This is a genomic window from Rhizobium sp. 10N414, assembly GCF_056394785.1.
In genome coordinates this window covers 78,864-96,907 of record NZ_JBFTIN010000008.1, presented here as the reverse complement: position 1 = coordinate 96,907, position 18,044 = coordinate 78,864, and the positions used below count along the sequence as shown (strand labels likewise).

13 protein-coding genes are annotated in these 18,044 nt (G+C 59.8%); 2 read left to right on the top strand and 11 right to left on the bottom strand.

Annotation, left to right across the window (positions count from 1 at the left end; all coding sequences use genetic code 11):
* The first annotated feature begins 61 nt into the window (after positions 1 to 61).
* A complete protein-coding gene (locus AC1DE4_RS10375) occupies positions 62 to 703 on the top strand; it encodes a carbonic anhydrase (protein WP_025657959.1) in 642 nt (213 codons plus the stop codon).
* Positions 704 to 762: 59 nt separating this feature from the next.
* Here AC1DE4_RS10375 and AC1DE4_RS10370 read toward each other — a convergent pair whose 3' ends face one another.
* From AC1DE4_RS10370 to AC1DE4_RS10345, 6 genes are all read right to left on the bottom strand, one after another.
* Entirely contained in the window at positions 763 to 1,581 is an 819-nt protein-coding gene (locus AC1DE4_RS10370; RefSeq protein WP_025657960.1) for a lytic murein transglycosylase, read from the bottom strand.
* A 169-nt stretch (positions 1,582 to 1,750) separates the two neighbouring features.
* Positions 1,751 to 2,785, bottom strand: a complete 1,035-nt coding sequence (locus AC1DE4_RS10365) for an aspartate-semialdehyde dehydrogenase (RefSeq protein ID WP_025657961.1) — start codon at positions 2,783 to 2,785, stop codon at positions 1,751 to 1,753.
* Positions 2,786 to 2,898: 113 nt separating this feature from the next.
* Positions 2,899 to 3,111, bottom strand: a complete 213-nt coding sequence (locus AC1DE4_RS10360; protein WP_025657962.1) for a hypothetical protein — start codon at positions 3,109 to 3,111, stop codon at positions 2,899 to 2,901.
* 27 nt (positions 3,112 to 3,138) lie between these two features.
* Complete coding sequence (locus tag AC1DE4_RS10355; RefSeq protein WP_025657963.1) at positions 3,139 to 4,359, bottom strand: OpgC family protein; 1,221 nt, start codon at positions 4,357 to 4,359, stop codon at positions 3,139 to 3,141.
* 100 nt (positions 4,360 to 4,459) lie between these two features.
* Positions 4,460 to 12,979 (bottom strand): glycoside hydrolase family 94 protein, encoded by an 8,520-nt coding sequence (locus tag AC1DE4_RS10350; RefSeq protein WP_477881267.1) that lies wholly within the window; start codon positions 12,977 to 12,979, stop codon positions 4,460 to 4,462.
* Between the two features lie 352 nt (positions 12,980 to 13,331).
* Positions 13,332 to 13,496, bottom strand: a complete 165-nt coding sequence (locus AC1DE4_RS10345; RefSeq protein WP_025657965.1) for a DUF1328 domain-containing protein — start codon at positions 13,494 to 13,496, stop codon at positions 13,332 to 13,334.
* On the opposite strand from AC1DE4_RS10345, the gene AC1DE4_RS10340 reads away from it, so the two are divergent.
* On the top strand, positions 13,495 to 13,704 hold the full coding sequence (locus AC1DE4_RS10340; protein ID WP_477881264.1) for a hypothetical protein: 210 nt from the start codon (positions 13,495 to 13,497) through the stop codon (positions 13,702 to 13,704). The genes AC1DE4_RS10345 and AC1DE4_RS10340 overlap by 2 nt on opposite strands.
* A gap of 399 nt (positions 13,705 to 14,103) precedes the next feature.
* Here AC1DE4_RS10340 and AC1DE4_RS10335 read toward each other — a convergent pair whose 3' ends face one another.
* The 5 genes from AC1DE4_RS10335 to AC1DE4_RS10315 all read right to left on the bottom strand — a co-directional run bounded on the left by AC1DE4_RS10335 (position 14,104) and on the right by AC1DE4_RS10315 (position 18,033).
* The gene (locus AC1DE4_RS10335) at positions 14,104 to 14,298 is read right to left on the bottom strand and encodes a hypothetical protein (protein ID WP_025657966.1); all 195 of its coding nucleotides are present in this window, start codon (positions 14,296 to 14,298) and stop codon (positions 14,104 to 14,106) included.
* A 159-nt stretch (positions 14,299 to 14,457) separates the two neighbouring features.
* Complete coding sequence (locus tag AC1DE4_RS10330; protein WP_477881262.1) at positions 14,458 to 15,207, bottom strand: ABC transporter ATP-binding protein; 750 nt, start codon at positions 15,205 to 15,207, stop codon at positions 14,458 to 14,460.
* The gene (locus AC1DE4_RS10325; RefSeq protein WP_025657968.1) at positions 15,204 to 16,037 is read right to left on the bottom strand and encodes an ABC transporter ATP-binding protein; all 834 of its coding nucleotides are present in this window, start codon (positions 16,035 to 16,037) and stop codon (positions 15,204 to 15,206) included. The genes AC1DE4_RS10330 and AC1DE4_RS10325 overlap by 4 nt, the downstream gene beginning before the upstream one ends.
* Complete coding sequence (locus AC1DE4_RS10320) at positions 16,034 to 16,969, bottom strand: ABC transporter permease (protein ID WP_025657969.1); 936 nt, start codon at positions 16,967 to 16,969, stop codon at positions 16,034 to 16,036. Before AC1DE4_RS10320 ends, AC1DE4_RS10325 begins: the two co-directional genes overlap by 4 nt.
* A complete protein-coding gene (locus AC1DE4_RS10315; RefSeq protein WP_477881259.1) occupies positions 16,966 to 18,033 on the bottom strand; it encodes an ABC transporter permease in 1,068 nt (355 codons plus the stop codon). Before AC1DE4_RS10315 ends, AC1DE4_RS10320 begins: the two co-directional genes overlap by 4 nt.
* Positions 18,034 to 18,044 lie beyond the last annotated feature (11 nt).

Sequence of the window (18,044 nt, the reverse complement as noted above, 5' to 3'; positions counted from 1 at the left end):
GACGCTTCCTATCTTGCAGTGCGATATTGATCTTGCCGGGCGCAAGCTGTAATCGAAGATCATGCAGCGTTTTCCAAACACCCTTCTCGACGGTTACCGCAACTTTATGAACGGGCGTTACACGGACGCCCGCGATCGCTATAAAGCGCTGGCCGAGCACGGCCAAAACCCAAGTACGCTGGTGGTCGCCTGTTCGGATTCGCGCGCAGCCCCCGAGCTGATCTTCGATGCCGGTCCCGGCGAACTGTTCGTCATCCGCAACGTGGCCAATATGGTGCCGCCCTACGAGCCGGACGGCCATTTCCATGCCACCTCGGCTGCGCTGGAATTTGCGGTTCAGGCTCTGAAGGTTGCAGATATCGTTGTCATGGGTCACGGGCGCTGTGGGGGCATCAGGGCCGCTCTCGATCCAAGTGCAGAACCCCTGTCACCCGGTGACTTTATTGGACGCTGGATGTCGCTCGTGAAGCCTGCGGCAGAGCAGATCGGCGCCAACGATGTCATGACGCCTTCTGAGCGTCAGACCGCTCTCGAGCGCGTATCGATCCGCAACTCCATTGAGAATCTCAGGACCTTCCCGAACATCAAGGCATTGGAGGAGGAAGGCAAGATCGCGCTTCACGGTGCCTGGTTCGACATCTCGACCGGCGAACTCTGGGTGATGGATTCCGAAACTCGCGACTTCATTCGCCCGGACGTCTAAGTCCAAAACAAAAAAGCGCCGAACTCGGTTCGGCGCTTTTGGCTTACGCTAAGCTGTTCTCAATTTCCGTCGATCTGCTGGCCAATGTAGGCGATCGCCTGCTGGTAGACCGTCGCCGCGTTCCAGCCGGCGATGGCCGCGAAGTTGGGCTCGCCCGGCTGATAACCCGCACCGGCCTGCCAGCCATGGCCCTTCAGGAAGTTGGCAGTCGAGGCGAGCGCGTCAGCGCGAGAACCGACCATATCGACGCGGCCGTCGCCGTCGCCATCGGCGCCGAAGCGCACGACATTGCGCGGCAGGAACTGCGTCTGGCCGATTTCGCCATGCGCTGCGCCGCGCGCCTGGGTATTGAGATAACCCTCAGAGACCAGCTGCAGCGCTGCATAAAGCTGGTCGGTGAAATAGTCGGAGCGACGGCAGTCATACGCGAGCGTGGAGACGGCCGACAGCGTATGCTGGTTGCCCATGTAGCTGCCGAATCCGGTTTCCATGCCCCAAATCGCGATCAACGGGCCGGCAGGAACACCGAAGCGACGCTCGATCGATGCAAAAAGGGCTGCATTGGAGCGCTTCATGCTCTTGCCGCGTGAGATGATCGCGGCACCACCGCGCTTCTGCATGAATGCATCAAAGGAAAGCTTGAAGCTCTTCTGGCCACGGTCGGCGGCAATGGTCGGCCTGTTGTAGGAGACGTTTGCGAAGGCGCGATCCAGAACCGAGGGGCTGACACCGTTTGCAACGGCTTCTTGCTTGAACTCGTCCACCCAAGCGTTGAAGCCGGCGCCGTTGTTGCCGCACTGGGCGGCCGAGGCGGCTGCAGGAACTGCGTGGAGCATGCAGGCGGCGGCAGCTGCCAGCAAAAATTTCGTCATGCGCATGGAGATATCCCGATCTGACTGGCCTTCAAACCGGGCCAGCGGCCCGCTTTCGGCAATATTGTCACCGTCTTTGATTTGGCAAGCGCGGGAAGCCGAAACGACAAACCCGCGCCAAGAAAAGCCCTTACCTTATTTAGCCGGGCTTAACAAACCATAGTTAACAATTGGTTCAAGCTGCCTGCTTGCGCGGCTTCACAAGTCCGCGATTGACAAGCAACTCGGCGATCTGGATCGCGTTCAGAGCGGCACCCTTGCGGAGGTTGTCGGAAACCACCCACATATTCAGACCGTTCTCGACCGTCGCGTCCTCGCGGATGCGCGAGATATAGGTCGCGTCTTCGCCAGCCGATTCGTAAGGCGTGATGTAACCACCGTTCTCGTGCTTGTCGATGACGAGGCAGCCGGGAGCTTCGCGCAGAATGTCGCGTGCCTGATCGGCCGTGATCTCGCTTTCGAATTCGATGTTGACCGATTCAGAGTGGCCGATGAAGACTGGAACGCGAACTGCCGTGCAGGTCACCTTGATCTTCGGGTCGAGCATCTTCTTGGTCTCGGCGAGAACCTTCCACTCTTCCTTCGTGTAGCCGTCTTCCATGAAGACGTCGATGTGCGGGATGACGTTGAAGGCAATACGCTTCGTGAACTTCTTGTTCTCGATCGGATCCGCGACGAAGACGGCGCGCGTCTGGTTGAATAGCTCGTCCATACCGTCCTTGCCAGCGCCGGAAACGGACTGGTAGGTCGAAACGACGACGCGCTTGATCTTGGCGAAGTCGTGCAGCGGCTTGAGAGCGACGACAAGCTGCGCAGTCGAGCAGTTGGGGTTTGCGATAATGTTTCGCTTGCTGAACTGGGTAACAGCGTCCGGGTTCACTTCCGGAACGATCAGCGGCACATCGGCGTCGTAACGCCACGCCGAGGAGTTGTCGATGACAACGCAACCCTGGGCGCCGATCTTGGGCGACCACTTCTTGGAAACTTCGCCGCCGGCCGACATCAGGCAGATGTCAGTATCGGAGAAATCGTAGTTGTCGAGGTTGGCGACCTTCAGCGTCTTGTCGCCGTAGGACACTTCGGTGCCCTGCGAGCGTGCGGACGCAAGCGCTACGACTTCATCGGCAGGAAAACCGCGCTCGGAGAGGATATTGAGCATTTCCCGGCCAACATTCCCGGTCGCGCCCGCAACTGCAACTTTAAAACCCATTTCTCAAGCTCTCTTTCTCTTCTCTCCTCTTGTCCGGTGAGGGGGAAAGCGCGCAAATATCGCGGCTTCCTTGTCCCCAGCCGGGCCGGGGAGAGAGCGGCAGGCCAGAGACGTCAGACGGTTTTCGTCGTCGTTTTGGCCTTGGTTTTGGAAGAAACCGGAACGGCAATATCCATCCCGGCACCTTGTGCCCGGTCATTGCATGCAGCAATGGCGTGTTCGTCGCGAACCATGGATATTCCTTTTCCGCCGTTGCTCTTAGAAGGTTTTCCACAGGAGTCAAGGTTTTTGCGATCAGATGCGGCTGGTGGCGGCGGACTTGCGATCTTCCAGCAGCCTGATGCCACCGCCGTCTAGCGCCGATCCCGCGAACGATCGACGCGGACAGGAACCGGCACCATCGTTCGGTTGGGCAACCTGTCTCGGCCGCCTGTCTCGAGCATGCGCTTGCGTTCAAGATGGTAGGCGTAGGCAAACTGGATTGCGATGCCGATAACAACGAAGACCGGGCCGACGATCCGGTCGTGGTTGTTGATGTAGAGCACCACCTGGCCAACCATCGCCAGAATGGTGCCGGCGACAAAGATGTTCAGCGAGTGGCGGCCGAGAATGGTCAGCGGATTGTCTGCGGACCGGCGAAGCAGGCGCGAGATTGCCGGAATATTGATGACGAGATACGTCAGCGCCAGAACGTGCAACAGCCTCGGCAGGGACAGGAACGTCTTGTCGAAACCGGTCAGCACCGGCGGCAGACCGAGCGCTGCCAACGCAATCCCAAAGCTCCAGAGTTGACCGACCACCCAGGCGAAGGACAATGCGACGTAAGCGGCGGCAGCGGCAAAGAGGACCGGGTGCTGCGGCAGTTTGCCGCCGCTGCGGACATGCATCATACCGACGATGCCGATCGTGAAGAGGAACTGCCAGGACAGTGGATTGAGGAACCAATAGCCCTCAATCAGCATGTTATGGGGCGCAATCTCGTAGGTGCCTGCAAAGAGCCAAACGGTGCCGGAGACGGCCAAAGCGAGAAGAGGACTTGCCGCGTTGAGCAGAAGGATGACTGGCACCATCAGCATCAATGCCCCATACATCGGGAGGATGTTGTTGTAGCCGATCTGATGTCCCAGCAGCACGAGCGAGGGAATACCAGCCTTCAGATTGGTGAGGACAGCAAGAATATTGATCTCGCACAGAAGGCCGGGGCGGTGGAAGACCCAGGCACCCGTCAGGAACAGGGCAAGTGTCATGAACGTCGTTATCATGTGAGCCAGGTAAAGAGTGAACGCCCGCTTCGTGGCCTTCACTGCGGTGTGAAGCCACGCGCTTGGCTCAAACCGCGTGCCATAGGCCAAGCCGACGGCAATACCTGAAATCAGAACGAACGCCTCGGCGGCATCCGAGAAGCCGAAATTCTTGGTTGTAAGGTTCTCGAAAATCTGACCGGGAACATGATTGATGAAAATCGTGATGAGCGCGAGCCCGCGCAGAACGTCCAACCGCGTATCGCGCTTCGCCGGCGCTACCGTCACAGAACTCTGCTTGGCGCCGATCGTCGCCCCGCGCGCTATTGCCATGGAATTCTCCTGCTCTTCCGATTTGCAAACGCAGTTGCGGCCAAAAGGGTTCCCTTTTGGCCGCAACGAATCGCCGGATGATTAGCCAGGAAAAATGCTGTTATCCGACCGGATATCCCTCGTCGGGATCGGTGACTTCGCGTCCATTGATGATCACATCATAACCTCTCGGATGGGACGATTTTGAGACCGAAATGAGGTATTTAGCACCTGCGCGTTCAATCTCGGCGGAGAAGCCGTCCCATGTGCTTGCCAGTGCGGGACGCACGTACAAGCGGCCATCCCTCACCCGGATGCCGAGGATGCCCTCGATCACCGCGCGATAGAGCCAACCGGCCGAGCCGGTATACCAGGTCCAACCGCCGCGCCCGCTAAGCGCGCCCTCACCGTAGACGTCAGCCGCGATGATGTAGGGTTCGACGCGATAGTGCTCTGCCGAAGCCGGATCGCGCGCATGGCTGATCGGATTGAGCAGATCGAAGCAACGCAGGGCATCATCGCCGCGGCCAAGTTCAGCCAGCGCCAGGACGACCCAGGTCGCGGCATGGGTGTATTGGCCACCGTTTTCACGAACACCCGGCGGGTAGGCCTTGATGTAACCAGGATCCTTAGCCGAGTTTGCGAAGGGCGGCGTGAAGAGCCGGATGATCCGCGCTTCCGGATCGACCAATTTCTCCAGCACGGAATTCATCGCCTTCGCCGAGTGCGCCGGATCTCCCTCCCCTGATAGCACGCTCCAGGATTGGGCGATGGAATCGATCTGGCATTCGAGGCTTTCCTTGGAGCCAAGCAAGCTGCCGTCGTCGAACGTGCCACGCCGGTAGTGGGCGCCATCCCAGGCAACGGTCTCGAGTGCGGCCTTGAGGGTGGTCAGGTGCTGGGTCCACCGTTCGACGCGCGCCTTGTCGCCGCGCTCTTCCGCATATGCCGAGAACGAACGGAGCGCGCCTGCCAGGAACCAGCCAAGCCAGACACTGGTGCCCTGCCCGCCAATGCCGACACGGTTCATGCCGTCGTTCCAATCGCCTCCGAGGAAGAGCGGCAGGCCGTTCTTGCCTGTTCGGGCGATGGCGAGATCGAGCGCGAGGGCCGCGTGTTCGTAAACGCTCACCTTGTCTTCGGAGACTTCCGGCAGATAGAAGGAGTCGTGCTGCCCTTCGAGGAGTGCTGGCCCTTCCAGGAAAGCGAGCTGTTCGTCGAGGACTCTCTTGTCTCCCGTAACGCTGCAATAGTGATGGATCGCGTAAGCGAGCCAAACCACGTCGTCTGAAATCATCGTCCGAACGCCGGCACCAGTGCCTGGCAGCCACCAGTGCTGCACATCCCCCTCGCGGAACTGACGCGAGGCGGCATTCAGGATCTGCTTGCGAGCGATCGACGGCTCATGGATGACGAATGCCAACGTATCCTGCAGCTGGTCGCGGAAGCCGAAGGCGCCGCTTGCCTGGTAGAAGGCCGTGCGCGCCATGATGCGGCAGCCGAGGCTCTGGTATGGGAGCCACGTGTTGATCAGATTGTTCATGCCCTGATCGGGCGTGGAAACCTGCACCTTTCCGGTGAACGCCTGCCAGAAGGCACGATTTGCCTGGACAACATCGTCAAAGGCGACCTTGCGGATATCGTTGATCACCGCCCGCGCTTCCGCCTTCGTCTTCGTGTCGCCGAGGAAGAAGCAGACGTCGCGCTCCTCGTCCGGTGCGATCTCGATATCGAACGCCAGAACCGCTGCCGGGTCGCCGTCGAGTTCTGTAGCGCCTGAAAGGCTGGTTCCCAAGCTCAATGCACGCGGTGCCTGGATCGTACCTTTCTTGCCGATGAATTCCCGGCGGCTGGCGGTAAAGCTCGATGGTTTCTCGCTGGCCACAAAGAAAGCGACACGACCGGAATAGTCGATGCTGTAGTTATTGCTTGCAAACAGCGCGCCGGTTTCCGCGTCGTGTTCCGAGAGGATGAACGGTGCGGACCTTTGCGAATTGTTGCCGAGAATCCATTCGACGTAGCCGTAGATCCGCAGCTTTCTTGGCTTGGAGCCGGTATTGCGTAGCCGGATTCGCTGCAACTTAACCGGTTTCTCGCGATCGACGGTCTGCGTAACCTCGAGTGCGATCTCGTTCTGGACGCTGGAAAAGGCCGAATAGCCCAGACCATGTCGCGCTTCGAATCGTATGTCTTGGCGATCCGAGAGGTTTGCGAACGGGGTCATGACGGCGCCGCTATCTTGATCGACGACGTAGATCGCTTCACCGGCGCGGTTGATGACTGCATCATTCGACCACGACGTCAGCTGATAATCGCGGGAGTTTGCGCTCCAGGTGAATCCCGCACCTTCCGCGGAGACATGGAAGCCGAACTTTTCGTTCGAGATTACATTGATCCACGGATGCGGCGTTGCGTGGCCCCCGGGAAGGCGCACGACGTATTCGCGACCGTCGCCGGCAAAACCGCCGATGCCGTTCCAGTAGTTGAGATCGCCTTCTTCCTCGATGACCACCTTCGATGGCCGTGCGGCCGGTTTCGGGGCGCTCCGCTTGATTGACGTCCTCGTGCGATCGGCGCGCTCCAGTTCCTGCTGCTCTTCCTTGCTTGGAGAAAAGAGTGCGGCGGCACGATTGATCTGATCGATAATCTTGCCGTTCTTGGCATGGAGCGTCACGCGGGAGGCCGAGATCAGCGCGTGATACGTCGATTCTTCCATCAGATCCTTGCGGACCGTGAAGATGTGCTGGCGCAAGCCATCGGCCTGACCCAAGCGGCGGACATTCTCGGCCATCTGGTCGACGGCGTGCTGCATGTCCTGTGCGTAGGACGACGCCCGCTCGTTCATGATGACCAAGTCGGCGGTGACGCCGCGCGAGCGCAGGTATTCCTGCGCAAGCAAGGCCTCCCTGACGATTTCGAGATCCATGTCATCGTTGACGCGCAACGTGAAGATCGGGAAATCGCCTGAAATCGCAAGCGGCCAAAGCGACGACTGCGACTGCATCCCGGCCGCGACCGCGGCAGCATCGGCTCGCAGATACATATCCGGATAAACCAGGTGGCGGCCGAGGTGCTGGAAGGCTGCTGCCTGCTGCGACGTGACACCGACGTGGCGCATCTGCACCTGCGTGCGGGTCCAGGCCTGGACGAGCTCGTTGTTGAAGGCGTCGGCGTGGCGGTACCGATCAACTGCCTGGTCCACCTCATTGCGGCTCGGGGCGGCAATGGTCCAGAAAGTGACAGTGACCTTCTTGCCGGGCGGTACGCGGACGGTGCGACGAAGCGAGAGCACCGGATCAAGGGTGAAGCCGTCCGTGCCGGAAAGGGTCGCGCCCGGGTCGAAGGCAGCAGCGTTTGCGAGGCTGCGTCCCCGTCCGAGGAACTTGCGGCGATCGGTTTCGAATTCCGTGTCCCGCGTCGAGCCGGAGTTGTCGACGATAAGGTGGGCAACGGCCATATTCGGCTCGTTCGGATCGCGCTTGTTGCGCTCGACCCGGATGACGTCACCACGCTTGCCGATCTCCGTCTTAACAAACATCCGGGCAAATGCCGGATGGGCGTTATCGACATCGTCCGTCGCCAGAACCGGTTCGAGATACGACGTCACCTCGATGAAGCGATCTTCCGTTCCGGTGTTGACGAGCGTCAGGCGTCGAGCCTCGGCATCATGCTCGGTCGCAACGATGCATTCGACTTCGCTGGTGATATCTCCGACAGTCTTGGTGAACTCCGCCTTTTCGTCGGCGAAGAGAACTTTAGCTTGTTCGCCTTCGACACTCTTTGGCTCCGTCGTTGTCGACCACCATTCGTTGGTCGCCGTATCGCGAAGGAAGATAAAGGTGCCCCAGCGATCCTCTGTCGGATCGGCTTTCCAGCGGGCGACCGACTGGCCGTTCCACCGCGAATAACCGGCGCCTGTTGCGGTCAGCATCAGCGAGTAGTGGCCGTTCGAGAGGAAGACCAGCTCGCGATCGCGCGAGGCGGGGTCGTAGATCTTGCGCAGTTCAGGGCGCAAGAGATCGTCCTGGATGCTGGCTGGGGTATCGGACTCGTGCTTGCCGCTCATGACCGGAATATCCCTCGGTGCCTTCTCTTGCAGAAGGAGCTCGGCAGCCTCGATCACTGGATCCGAGTGGAATAGTTCGCGCAGATGGCCGTTGAAGGCAACGTTCGCGACAGCGGCGATCGACATGCCGTGGTGGTGAGCATAATAGTTATAGACGACCGCGCAAGTCTTGCCTTCCGGCAGGCGCGTCGGCGTAAAGTCCACGGCATCGTGGAAGCCGAACTTGCCGAGCGCGCCGAGCTTGCGCAGACGCTGCAGGTTCTCCAGCGCCGCGTCAGGATCGTACTGGCTGGCAAGGATCGACGCATAGGGCGCGATGACTGCGTTGTGGCCGAGGCCACGCTTCAGGCCGAGCGACGGTACGCCGAAGTTGGTGTACTGGTAATTCAGGTTATGGTCGCGGGCATTGAAGGCCGCTTCTGAAATACCCCACGGAATCCCCAGCTTGCGCGCATGGTTCATCTGCTCGACCACGACCAGATTGTTGGTCTGGTTGAGGATACCGCCGCCACGCTCCTGCATGACGAGCGGTGGCATGAGGTATTCGAACATCGAGCCGGACCAGGAGACAAGCGCACCGCGCGAGCCAACCGGGACGACCTGGCGGCCGAGGCGGTACCAATGTTCCGTCGGCAGATCGCCCTTGGCGATGCCGAACAGGCTGGTGAGCCGGCATTCCGACGCCAGGAGGTCGTAGCAGGCCTGATCGAGTTCACCGCTTTCCACGCGATATCCGATCGAGAGCAGGCGTCGCTCAGGTCTGAACAGGAAGCCGAAATCCATCGAGAAGGCGAGGTCACGGGCCTTGTCGCGCAAGGCAATCAGGCGCGGACGCAACGCATCGATGTTGGACAGATCGAAGGTGCTGTCTGAAATGTGGGCTTCGCAGACCTTGACCAGAGACTCCGCCCAGCGCGTGACTTCGGCGCTCAGCGCAGACTTCACCTCGTGATCGAGGTTGGCGGCGAGCTTCTGAATGTCGCGCGCCAGTACGGCCAGGTTGATGATGCGGATGGATGCGAACTCATGCTCGCGCTTGACCGCAGCCAGCGCATTCTGGAAGCCGATGATGCGTTCCTCCAGGCGACGGCGCAGCGGACGGACCGTCTTGCGATCGTCCGGCAGCTCCGACAGCACTTCCGCGAGGATGCCGGCAGTATCGCCGACGCCATCGAGATTGCCCTGCATATGGGCCGAAGGCGCTTCCGCCCAGTTGCGACAGGCAGACGAGATCGCGATCAGGTGGCCGGCGAGGTTGCCGCTGTCGACCGCGGAAACATAACGCGGTCCAAGCGTCTCCAGCGTATCCGTGTGATACCAGTTGAAGAGATGCCCGCGGAATTTCTCCATCTTGTCGATTGTTGCGATCGTCTGTTCGAGCCGCTCGATGGTTTCCTCAAAGGAAAACCAACCGAAATGGCGGCCCGAGACGACCGACAGCAGGTAGACCCCGATGTTGGTCGGCGACGTGCGCGTCGCCACGATCACGTGCGGCGTTTCCTGAACGTTGTCCGGCGGTAGATAGTTCTGCTCGGCGGTGGTGAACGTCGCGAAATAGCGCCAGGTGCGGCGCGCGATCTTGCGGAGCTCGCTGGAAACGGAATCGGCAACCTCAAGCCGGTCCTCGGTCTCGGCGGACTGGCTGACATAGTAGGCGACCAGCGGCGAGATGATCCAGAGGAACGCGAAAGGAACGCCGACGAGGTAGGCGTTGTCGCCGGAGAGGGCCGCGAAACCGAGTGCGAGGAGGGCCAGCACTGGCGCGTGCCACATTGCCTTGTAGTAAGACGGGATCGTTCCCTGCTTGCCGGCCTGAACGCTCGCTGCCGTTCGCCACTGCAGCATCAGTTTGTGGCTGAAAAGCAGGCGATAGAGCGAACGAGCGATGGCATCAGCCATCATGCAAGCGGAATCGGCGATGAACACGATCCGCAAGGCTACCTGAGCGTTGGCCGCGCGAATATCAGACCAGACCGTGTAAAGGTGAGCACTGGCAACGATATCGCTGCTGCGCGGAATGATGCCATGGATCAGCGAGAGGGTTGGAGCGACGAAAAGGCAGAAAATCAAAAGGATCTGCCAGACCAGCGCGCCGAGTGGGCTCATGAAATACCAGCCGAGCACCGAAGCGAAGAACCATGCGATCGGCGTCAGCGAGCGCCGCAGGTTATCGAACATCTTCCAGCGGCCGAGCCCGGTCACACCGTGCGTCGGGTTGAACATGTACGGCAGCAGCTGCCAGTCGCCACGCGCCCAGCGATGCTGGCGCGACGTCTCGACCTCGTAGCGGGTCGGGAAATCTTCGACGAGCTCTAGATCGGTGACGAGCGCGCACCGGGCCATCGAGCCCTCGAGCAAATCGTGGCTGAGCACCGAGTTTTCCTCGATGCGACCCTTCAAGGATCCTTCGAAGGCGTCGACATGATAGAGGCCCTTGCCGGTGAACGTGCCCTCACCTGCCAGATCCTGATAGACGTCGGAGACGGTGAAGACGTATGGGTCGAGGCCGCGGTTGATCGAGAAGACACGTTGGAAGACCGATGCATCCTTGCCTGTTGTCAGCGATGGGGTGACACGCGGCTGCAGCACGCCGTAGCCGCTTTCGACGCGGCCCGTGGCCGGATTGATGACCGGACGGTTGATCGGATGGTAAAGCTTGCCAGCGAGCTTCGTGACCGTATCGCGCATGAGGCGGGTGTCGGCATCGAGCGTCATCACGTACTGAATGTTTGCCGGTACGATATTTGCACCGGGAAGGTAAGTCGTATCGCGGTCGCCGCGAAGCAGCAGGTTCAATTCGTGCAGCTTGCCGCGCTTGCGCTCCCATCCCATCCAGGCGCCCTCGGATGGATTGTAAAGACGACGGCGGTGCAAGAGGTAGAAGCGCGTCTTGCCATCGAAGGCATAGCGTGCCGAGAGGTTCGCGACCTCGCGGCGGGCATAGTCCAGAACCTCGAGATCGGCCGAGGTTTCTTCGACCTGGCTATCCGGCCAGTCGCTGAGCAGTGCAAAGTAGATTTCGCCGCGCGGGTTGGCGAGGTAATGAACTTCCAGATTGCGGACCAGTTCATCGACGCTGTCGCGGTTCGAGATGAGGCAGGGAACGACCAGAAGCGTTCGGGCTTCCTCGGGGATGCCCTCCTTGAACTCGTAGCCGACCAAGCGGGCCGGTGTAACGAAGAACGACAGCACGGTGTTGAAGAGACCGGTTGCTCCTTCGGAAGCCGGAAGGGAGAACATGATCAGCAGGATTGCGATCTCAAGCGGTCCCATGCCCGCATGCGCCATGAACTTCCCAACGATCGCCATGGCGATGATGGTGAGCAGGATCACCGGAACGGCGATCGACAGCCAATTGAATCGGCGGACCGTGCGGACGAAATGCTGCGTCAGCGTTGGGCGATAGTTCGACCGTGCTTCGAGCTTGGGTCTTTGCGCGCCGGTCAGGAAGCCACCGACGTTTGGTTCGTGCGGTTGCGGCTCGTCGGAGGCCTTTGCCTCCTCGGTCATGTCGAGCGCCAGCTGGGCGATCTCCATTTCCGAGAGCTGCGAGCGCTTGGCCAGTTTTTCGATCTGCTTGCGATATTTGTTGCGTGAGCCGGAATCGAGATCGCCGTAGTCGGAATGATCCCAGAGCAGCTTGTCGACGTGGCTGACCTGTTCAACCCAGACCGACCACTCGGTGTCGTCGATCTCGCGAAGGCTGCGAATGATGTTGCCCATCGTGACGTTGCCGGAGGACAGGCGGCTGTGCTCCGCCATCGTCGTCTCTTCGGTGTCGCGACCGAGCGCTTCAAGGCGTTCGTCCAGCCATGCGATCGCCACGCTCGACGCCTGGGAGCCATCGCGCATGCGGTAGAGGAACTGCGTCGCGAAGGTATTGTCTTCGGCGAGCGACTCGAGCGATCTGAGATAGTCGGCCGCCTGTGCCGGCTCGGTCAGCCGCACAAGCTCATCTGCAGCCTCATTGGCGCGCCTGCGCATCCGGCGGCTGCGTTCGACGCGGATCGAAATACGGCGCAGGTTTTCAACGAGCACGTAGCGCACGAGCGATGGCAGCGCCCAGAGCTCACCGATCCTCAGCGTTTCACCCTGCTGGAAGCCTTCGACGAGGGCCGTCAGGCTTTCCTGCGAAATCGTGCTTTGAGTGTGGGCAACATAAAGCCAAGCCAACGCCAGGGTGCGTGGGATCTGGACGCCGTTCACGTTGATCGTAGGCAGTTCCCGATAGAAGCGCCGCGGGAAGTCGCGGCGGATCTCTTGGATCGCTTCCTCAACGATGTAATGGTTATCGAGCAGCCATTCCGCCGCGGGGGTGATCGTTTCACCGGATTCCACATCCGTTGCCGTGGTGCGGTAGACCCGCAGGATCTCCTTCTCGTTTTCCTTATGCCGCGCGAAGAAATCGAAGGGCGCAAAGGCGGGCAGCGAGTCGACGCCGCGGTCGGCTACGGTGGCGGCCATCGCCTTGATGTTCTCGATGGAAAGGTAGGTCGAGCGGATCGAGTCGTTATGGTCGATCTGCTTCGGTTCGGACTCGCGGGACGGGCTCGGAGACGTGGCGGAAATTGACATGGGTTCGGTTCTGGATCCAAGCAAAGTTATGATGATTTGCGTAGCCTTTTGCACTGCCAAATATGACTGCCGCATGAACAGCGCCGGGGTTTCTTGATCCCGGACAACACAATCAAAACGACGATCAACCGACGATGCGAATCGGTTTAAACGCGACCTGTGTGGGCCATGTGCGTAAACGGCTCCGCTGCGCCCTCCACCCTTCTGGAGCCATTCCGGGAAAGTTGGACACCATTGCGATAATTCAAGTCAAGATGTTTCAAAGGATGCGGAGCTCGTTCGGCCAATCTCGCGCGCCGACAAAAAACCGGCGCTCAAGAGCGCCGGCTTTAAGCTCCTATATTATTCGTCCTCAGGTGCGACGCATGAGGCGCATGACCAGCGAGACAACGAAAAGGATCAGGAACAGGAAGAAAAGAACCTGGGCGATGGATGCGGATGCACCTGCAATACCGCCGAAGCCCAATACGCCGGCAATGAGCGCCACTACGAGAAATACGAGTGCATAGTAAAGCATGGCGATCTCCTTTGTTTTTGCTGCTCAAATAACGGCAGGTCGTCTTATTGGTTCCGTTGGAACTTCAGGCCCGCTGGATCCGTCAACGAAAAAGGCGCGCCGAGGTGGACGCGCCTTCAAAAAAACCTGGGAAAAAGCCGCTCTAAAATGCATGGAAGAGATAGAGCAGAATGATCACTGGGATTGGGATACCGATCAACCAGAGTAAAATGCCTTTCATCGTCATTCTCCTTCTCACATCGGGTGTGCTAAGGGAATGAACGGGGGAACGGATGGTTCCGAAGCGGCATCTTCAGCGCGGCAGCCGCGGCGCTCTTTGCCTTATCCTAAGATGCCGAAGACGAGAGCAGCAACGAAGACAAATGCTGCCGTGACAAGCGTAGCGTGAACAACAAGCTGAATCTTGCTACGCCTCGTGGCCGGCCGCGCGGTCTGCGCGGGACGATACTGATTTACATGAGCGTGCGGGATACCCAGATCTRCCATGTGCTGCCTCCGTTTTCTCCGCTTTTCTTTTTGTAGATCGCATTTTTGTATTTTCTCTATCTGATAGGTAGAGATAAAATTCTGTCCTGCCAGGGGAGTGTAAAAAATCCGCCTCTGGTGATTAGACGAGGGTTCGCCAAGCCCAAAGCAAGGAACGGTCCTCTATTGCACCCGGGTGCGGCTTGACCGTTGCCACCTGTGTTTCCAGAAGCCGCCGATCCTTCTCCGCGGGAATGGATGTCGTGGTTGCAGCTTCTCTATCGGTCTTGGCCGGGGGGTGCAGGTATCCCATGGTCATGCCGCCGAGAAAAAACATGCCTGATCTCCATGATCACGAAAATTAACGGGCGTTAACGGGATCATGACAGAAGTAAGGCGAGTGTCAATAGTCTAGTTGAATGGTCGTGTTTTAGCTGATTGTTAACGCTGAGGCTCAGCGAGCGTCAGCGAAATCAATTGTTGAAGGGATTGCCTTTCAGGCTTTGACGAAGCCCTTGCTGGCAATCATCAAATTTCGCGTGTAGTCCTCCGTCACGGCCGCCTGTGCCAGCTGAGCTGAGGTTAGGCGCTCGACGACGGTCCCGTTTCGCATCACAGCAAGGCGATCGCACATATGGGTGACGACGCCAAGATCATGGCTGACCATAACGAAGGTCAGATTGCGATCACGCCGCACTTGTTCGAGGAGGTTCAGAACCTCGGCTTGCACGGAAGCGTCAAGCGCCGAGGTCGGCTCATCAAGCAAAAGGATGGAGGGCTCGACAATCAACGCACGGGCGATCGCGACGCGTTGGCGCTGACCGCCGGAAAGCTGGTGCGGGTAGCGGAAGCGGAAGCCGTTTCCAAGTCCGACCTCGTCGAGGGCGCGCGCGATCCGCGTGTCGCTGTCGCTGATGCCATGGATTGCCAGCGGCTCGAGCAGGAGGCGATCGATGGTCTGGCGCGGGTGCAGGGATCCGTACGGGTCCTGGAAGACCATCTGCACCTGCCTGTAAAAGGCCTTCGACCGTTTCGTGCCGACGAGCAGATCGCCATGGATCTTGATGGAACCGCTTGCTACCGGCGCCAGGCCGGCAACGGCACGGAGCAGCGTCGACTTTCCGGATCCGGATTCGCCGACCAGGCCGAATGACTCGCCGGTCTCGATATCGACGCTGACGTCCTTCAGGGCGTGGAAGTGATCATAGATCACGCTCAACTTGTCGACCGAAAGTGCAATGCTCATGCGGCCCACTCCGGCTTGCGATCCAGAACCGGCAGAGGATGCCTATTTTCTCCGATTTGCGGCATGCAGTTCAACAGGCCCTGCGTGTACGGGTGGCGCGCATTCTTGAGATCGGATGCCTTGAGTTCCTCGACGACCTTGCCGGCATACATAACAATGACGCGGTCGCAGAAGGAGGACACAAGACGCAGATCGTGAGACACGAAGATCAGCCCCATGCCGCGCTCCGACACAAGTCGGTCCATAATCCTGAGGACGTCGAGCTGAACCGTGACATCCAGTGCGGAGGTCGGTTCGTCGGCAATCAACAGTTCCGGATCGGCAATCAGCATCATGGCGATCATGGCGCGCTGACCCATGCCGCCGGAGACCTCGTGCGGATAGAGGTCGAACACTCGCTTCGGATCACGGATCTGCACGGCCTCCAACATGGCGAGAGCGCGATCGCGCGCCTCCGCCTTGCCGACTTTCTCGTGCGTCCTCAGCGTTTCGCAAATCTGCCGGCCGATCGACATGACGGGATCGAGTGAATATTTCGGATCCTGCAGGACCATCGCGATGCGCTTGCCGCGCAGTTGCCGACGTTGCTTGGCGGATGTGGCGAGAAGATCGATGCCGTTGAAATCCAGCTTGTCGGCCGACACGATGCCGTGCTTCGGCGTCAGGCCCATAATGGCGCGCCCCGTCTGGGACTTGCCGGAACCAGATTCGCCGACGATGCCGAGGCGTTCCTTGCCAAGGGTAAACGAGACGCCGCGAACGGCTTCGATCACGCCCGTACGTGTGGGATAGCTGACCTTGAGGTTTTGAACGGTGAGGAGATCGGTCATTGGCCGCTCTCCTTGGGGTCGAGCGCATCGCGCAGGCCGTCGCCGAGAAGATTGAAGCCGAGGCTGACGATGAGAATCGCAAAGCCCGGCATGGCTGCCACCCACCACTGGTCCAGGATGAAACGCCGGCCAGACGCGATCATTGCGCCCCATTCCGGAAGCGGGGGCTGCGCGCCGAGACCGAGGAAACCGAGACCGGCGGCTGTCAGGATGATGCCAGCCATATCGAGCGTCACGCGCACGATGAGTGAGGACAGGCAGAGCGGCATCACATGCCGGACCACAATCCGCAGAGGTGATGCGCCCATCAGCTTGACCGCGGAGATGTAGTCAGAGCGACGAACGGTCAGCGTTTCCGCGCGTGCAATGCGAGCGTAGGGCGGCCAAGACGTAATCGCAATCGCGATGATCGCGTTCTGGATACCAGGTCCGAGCGCCGCAACGAAGGCGAGGGCCAGAACCAGCTTGGGGAAAGCCAGGAAGATATCGGTGATGCGCATCAGCGTGGCGTCGACCCAGCCGCCAGCGTAGCCCGACACCGTACCGACGATCAGACCGATCGGCGCCGAGATGGCAGCAACGAGAACGACGACCAGCAACGTCAAGCGGGCGCCATAGACAAGGCGCGAATAGATATCACGGCCCTGGTCGTCTGTGCCAAGCCAGTAGCCCTCAGAGCCGGGCGGCAGCAGCCGCGCATTCTTCAGGTCGCCAACGATAGGCGAATGGGTTGCCAGCACGTTCGCAAACGCAGCCACGAACAGGAGGGCGATGATGATCAGCAAACCGACGACGGCCAGGCGATTTGCGGTGAACTGGCGCCAGGTCACGTAGGCTCGGCCCAATCGCGCCTGTCTGCGCGACCGCGGCCGATCGGAAAGCAGCCACTCGCGGCGGCTCATCGGCGCTGATTGATTTGCGGGAACCGTCATCGGCTTCGGGTCCTAGGGTCAAGCGTCCGATAAAGAAGATCGGACAAAAGGTTGATGCCGATGAAAACCGTGCCGATGACGATGGTGCCACCGAGAACAGCGTTCATGTCGGCGTTCTGAAGGGAATTCGTGATGTAGAGCCCGATGCCCGGCCAGGAGAAAACCGTCTCTGTCAGTACCGAACCCTCGAGCAGACCGGCGTAGGAAAGCGCGATGACAGTGACGAGCGGCACGGCGGCGTTGCGCAGTGCATGGCCCCAGATCACTCGGGTCTCCGACAAACCCTTGGCGCGTGCGGCAACCACATATTCCTGGCTGAGCTCATTGAGCATGAAGCTGCGCGTCATGCGGCTGATATAGGCAAGCGAAAAGTATCCGAGCAGCGAGGCGGGCAGAATGATGTGGCGGAAGACGTCGTAGAAGACGTCCCACTGTCCCTGCATGGCGCTGTCGATCAGATAAAAGCCGGTTACCGGCGTAAAGCTGTACTCGAATACGATATCGATGCGGCCCGGGAAGGCCACCCATCGCAATTGCGCGTAGAAGATCACAAGCGAGATCAGCGCAAGCCAGAAGATCGGGACGGAATAACCGATCAGGCCGATGACGCGGACAACCTGGTCGGCGACGCTGCCGCGTCGAACGGCAGCCAGCACGCCGAGCGGCACGCCGATGACCGAGCCGATGATGGTCCCGAGCGTCGCGAGCTCGATCGTTGCAGGAAACACGCGCTTAATGTCGACCATGACGGGATTGGTGGTCAGGACGGAGGTCCCGAAGTCACCCGACAGAATGCTCTTCAGATAAATGTAGAACTGCTGGTAGAGCGGCAGGTCGAAACCGAGCTCGCGACGGACGCGCTCGACGACATGCGTGGGCGCACGATCACCGAGAATGGCAAGGACGGGATCGATCGGTACGACGCGGCCGATGAAAAAGGTTACGGCCAGAAGGCCAAGATAAGTCGTGACGGCGGCGACAAGAAATCGCCCGACCGCCTTGGCAATGGGAACAGCACGGCCCTGTTTGGGCCGTGCCTCCATCTCTGTTTCAACGATGCTCAACGGATCAATCC

Coding starts and splice junctions, on each gene's coding strand:
- AC1DE4_RS10375 (WP_025657959.1), top strand. CDS start 62: ATGCAGCGTTTTCCAAACACCCTTCTCGACGGTTACCGCAACTTTATG.
- AC1DE4_RS10370 (WP_025657960.1), bottom strand. CDS start 1,581: ATGCGCATGACGAAATTTTTGCTGGCAGCTGCCGCCGCCTGCATGCTC.
- AC1DE4_RS10365 (WP_025657961.1), bottom strand. CDS start 2,785: ATGGGTTTTAAAGTTGCAGTTGCGGGCGCGACCGGGAATGTTGGCCGG.
- AC1DE4_RS10355 (WP_025657963.1), bottom strand. CDS start 4,359: ATGGCAATAGCGCGCGGGGCGACGATCGGCGCCAAGCAGAGTTCTGTG.
- AC1DE4_RS10350 (WP_477881267.1), bottom strand. CDS start 12,979: ATGTCAATTTCCGCCACGTCTCCGAGCCCGTCCCGCGAGTCCGAACCG.
- AC1DE4_RS10340 (WP_477881264.1), top strand. CDS start 13,495: ATGGCGATCTCCTTTGTTTTTGCTGCTCAAATAACGGCAGGTCGTCTT.
- AC1DE4_RS10345 (WP_025657965.1), bottom strand. CDS start 13,496: ATGCTTTACTATGCACTCGTATTTCTCGTAGTGGCGCTCATTGCCGGC.
- AC1DE4_RS10335 (WP_025657966.1), bottom strand. CDS start 14,298: ATGTTTTTTCTCGGCGGCATGACCATGGGATACCTGCACCCCCCGGCC.
- AC1DE4_RS10330 (WP_477881262.1), bottom strand. CDS start 15,207: ATGAGCATTGCACTTTCGGTCGACAAGTTGAGCGTGATCTATGATCAC.
- AC1DE4_RS10325 (WP_025657968.1), bottom strand. CDS start 16,037: ATGACCGATCTCCTCACCGTTCAAAACCTCAAGGTCAGCTATCCCACA.
- AC1DE4_RS10320 (WP_025657969.1), bottom strand. CDS start 16,969: ATGACGGTTCCCGCAAATCAATCAGCGCCGATGAGCCGCCGCGAGTGG.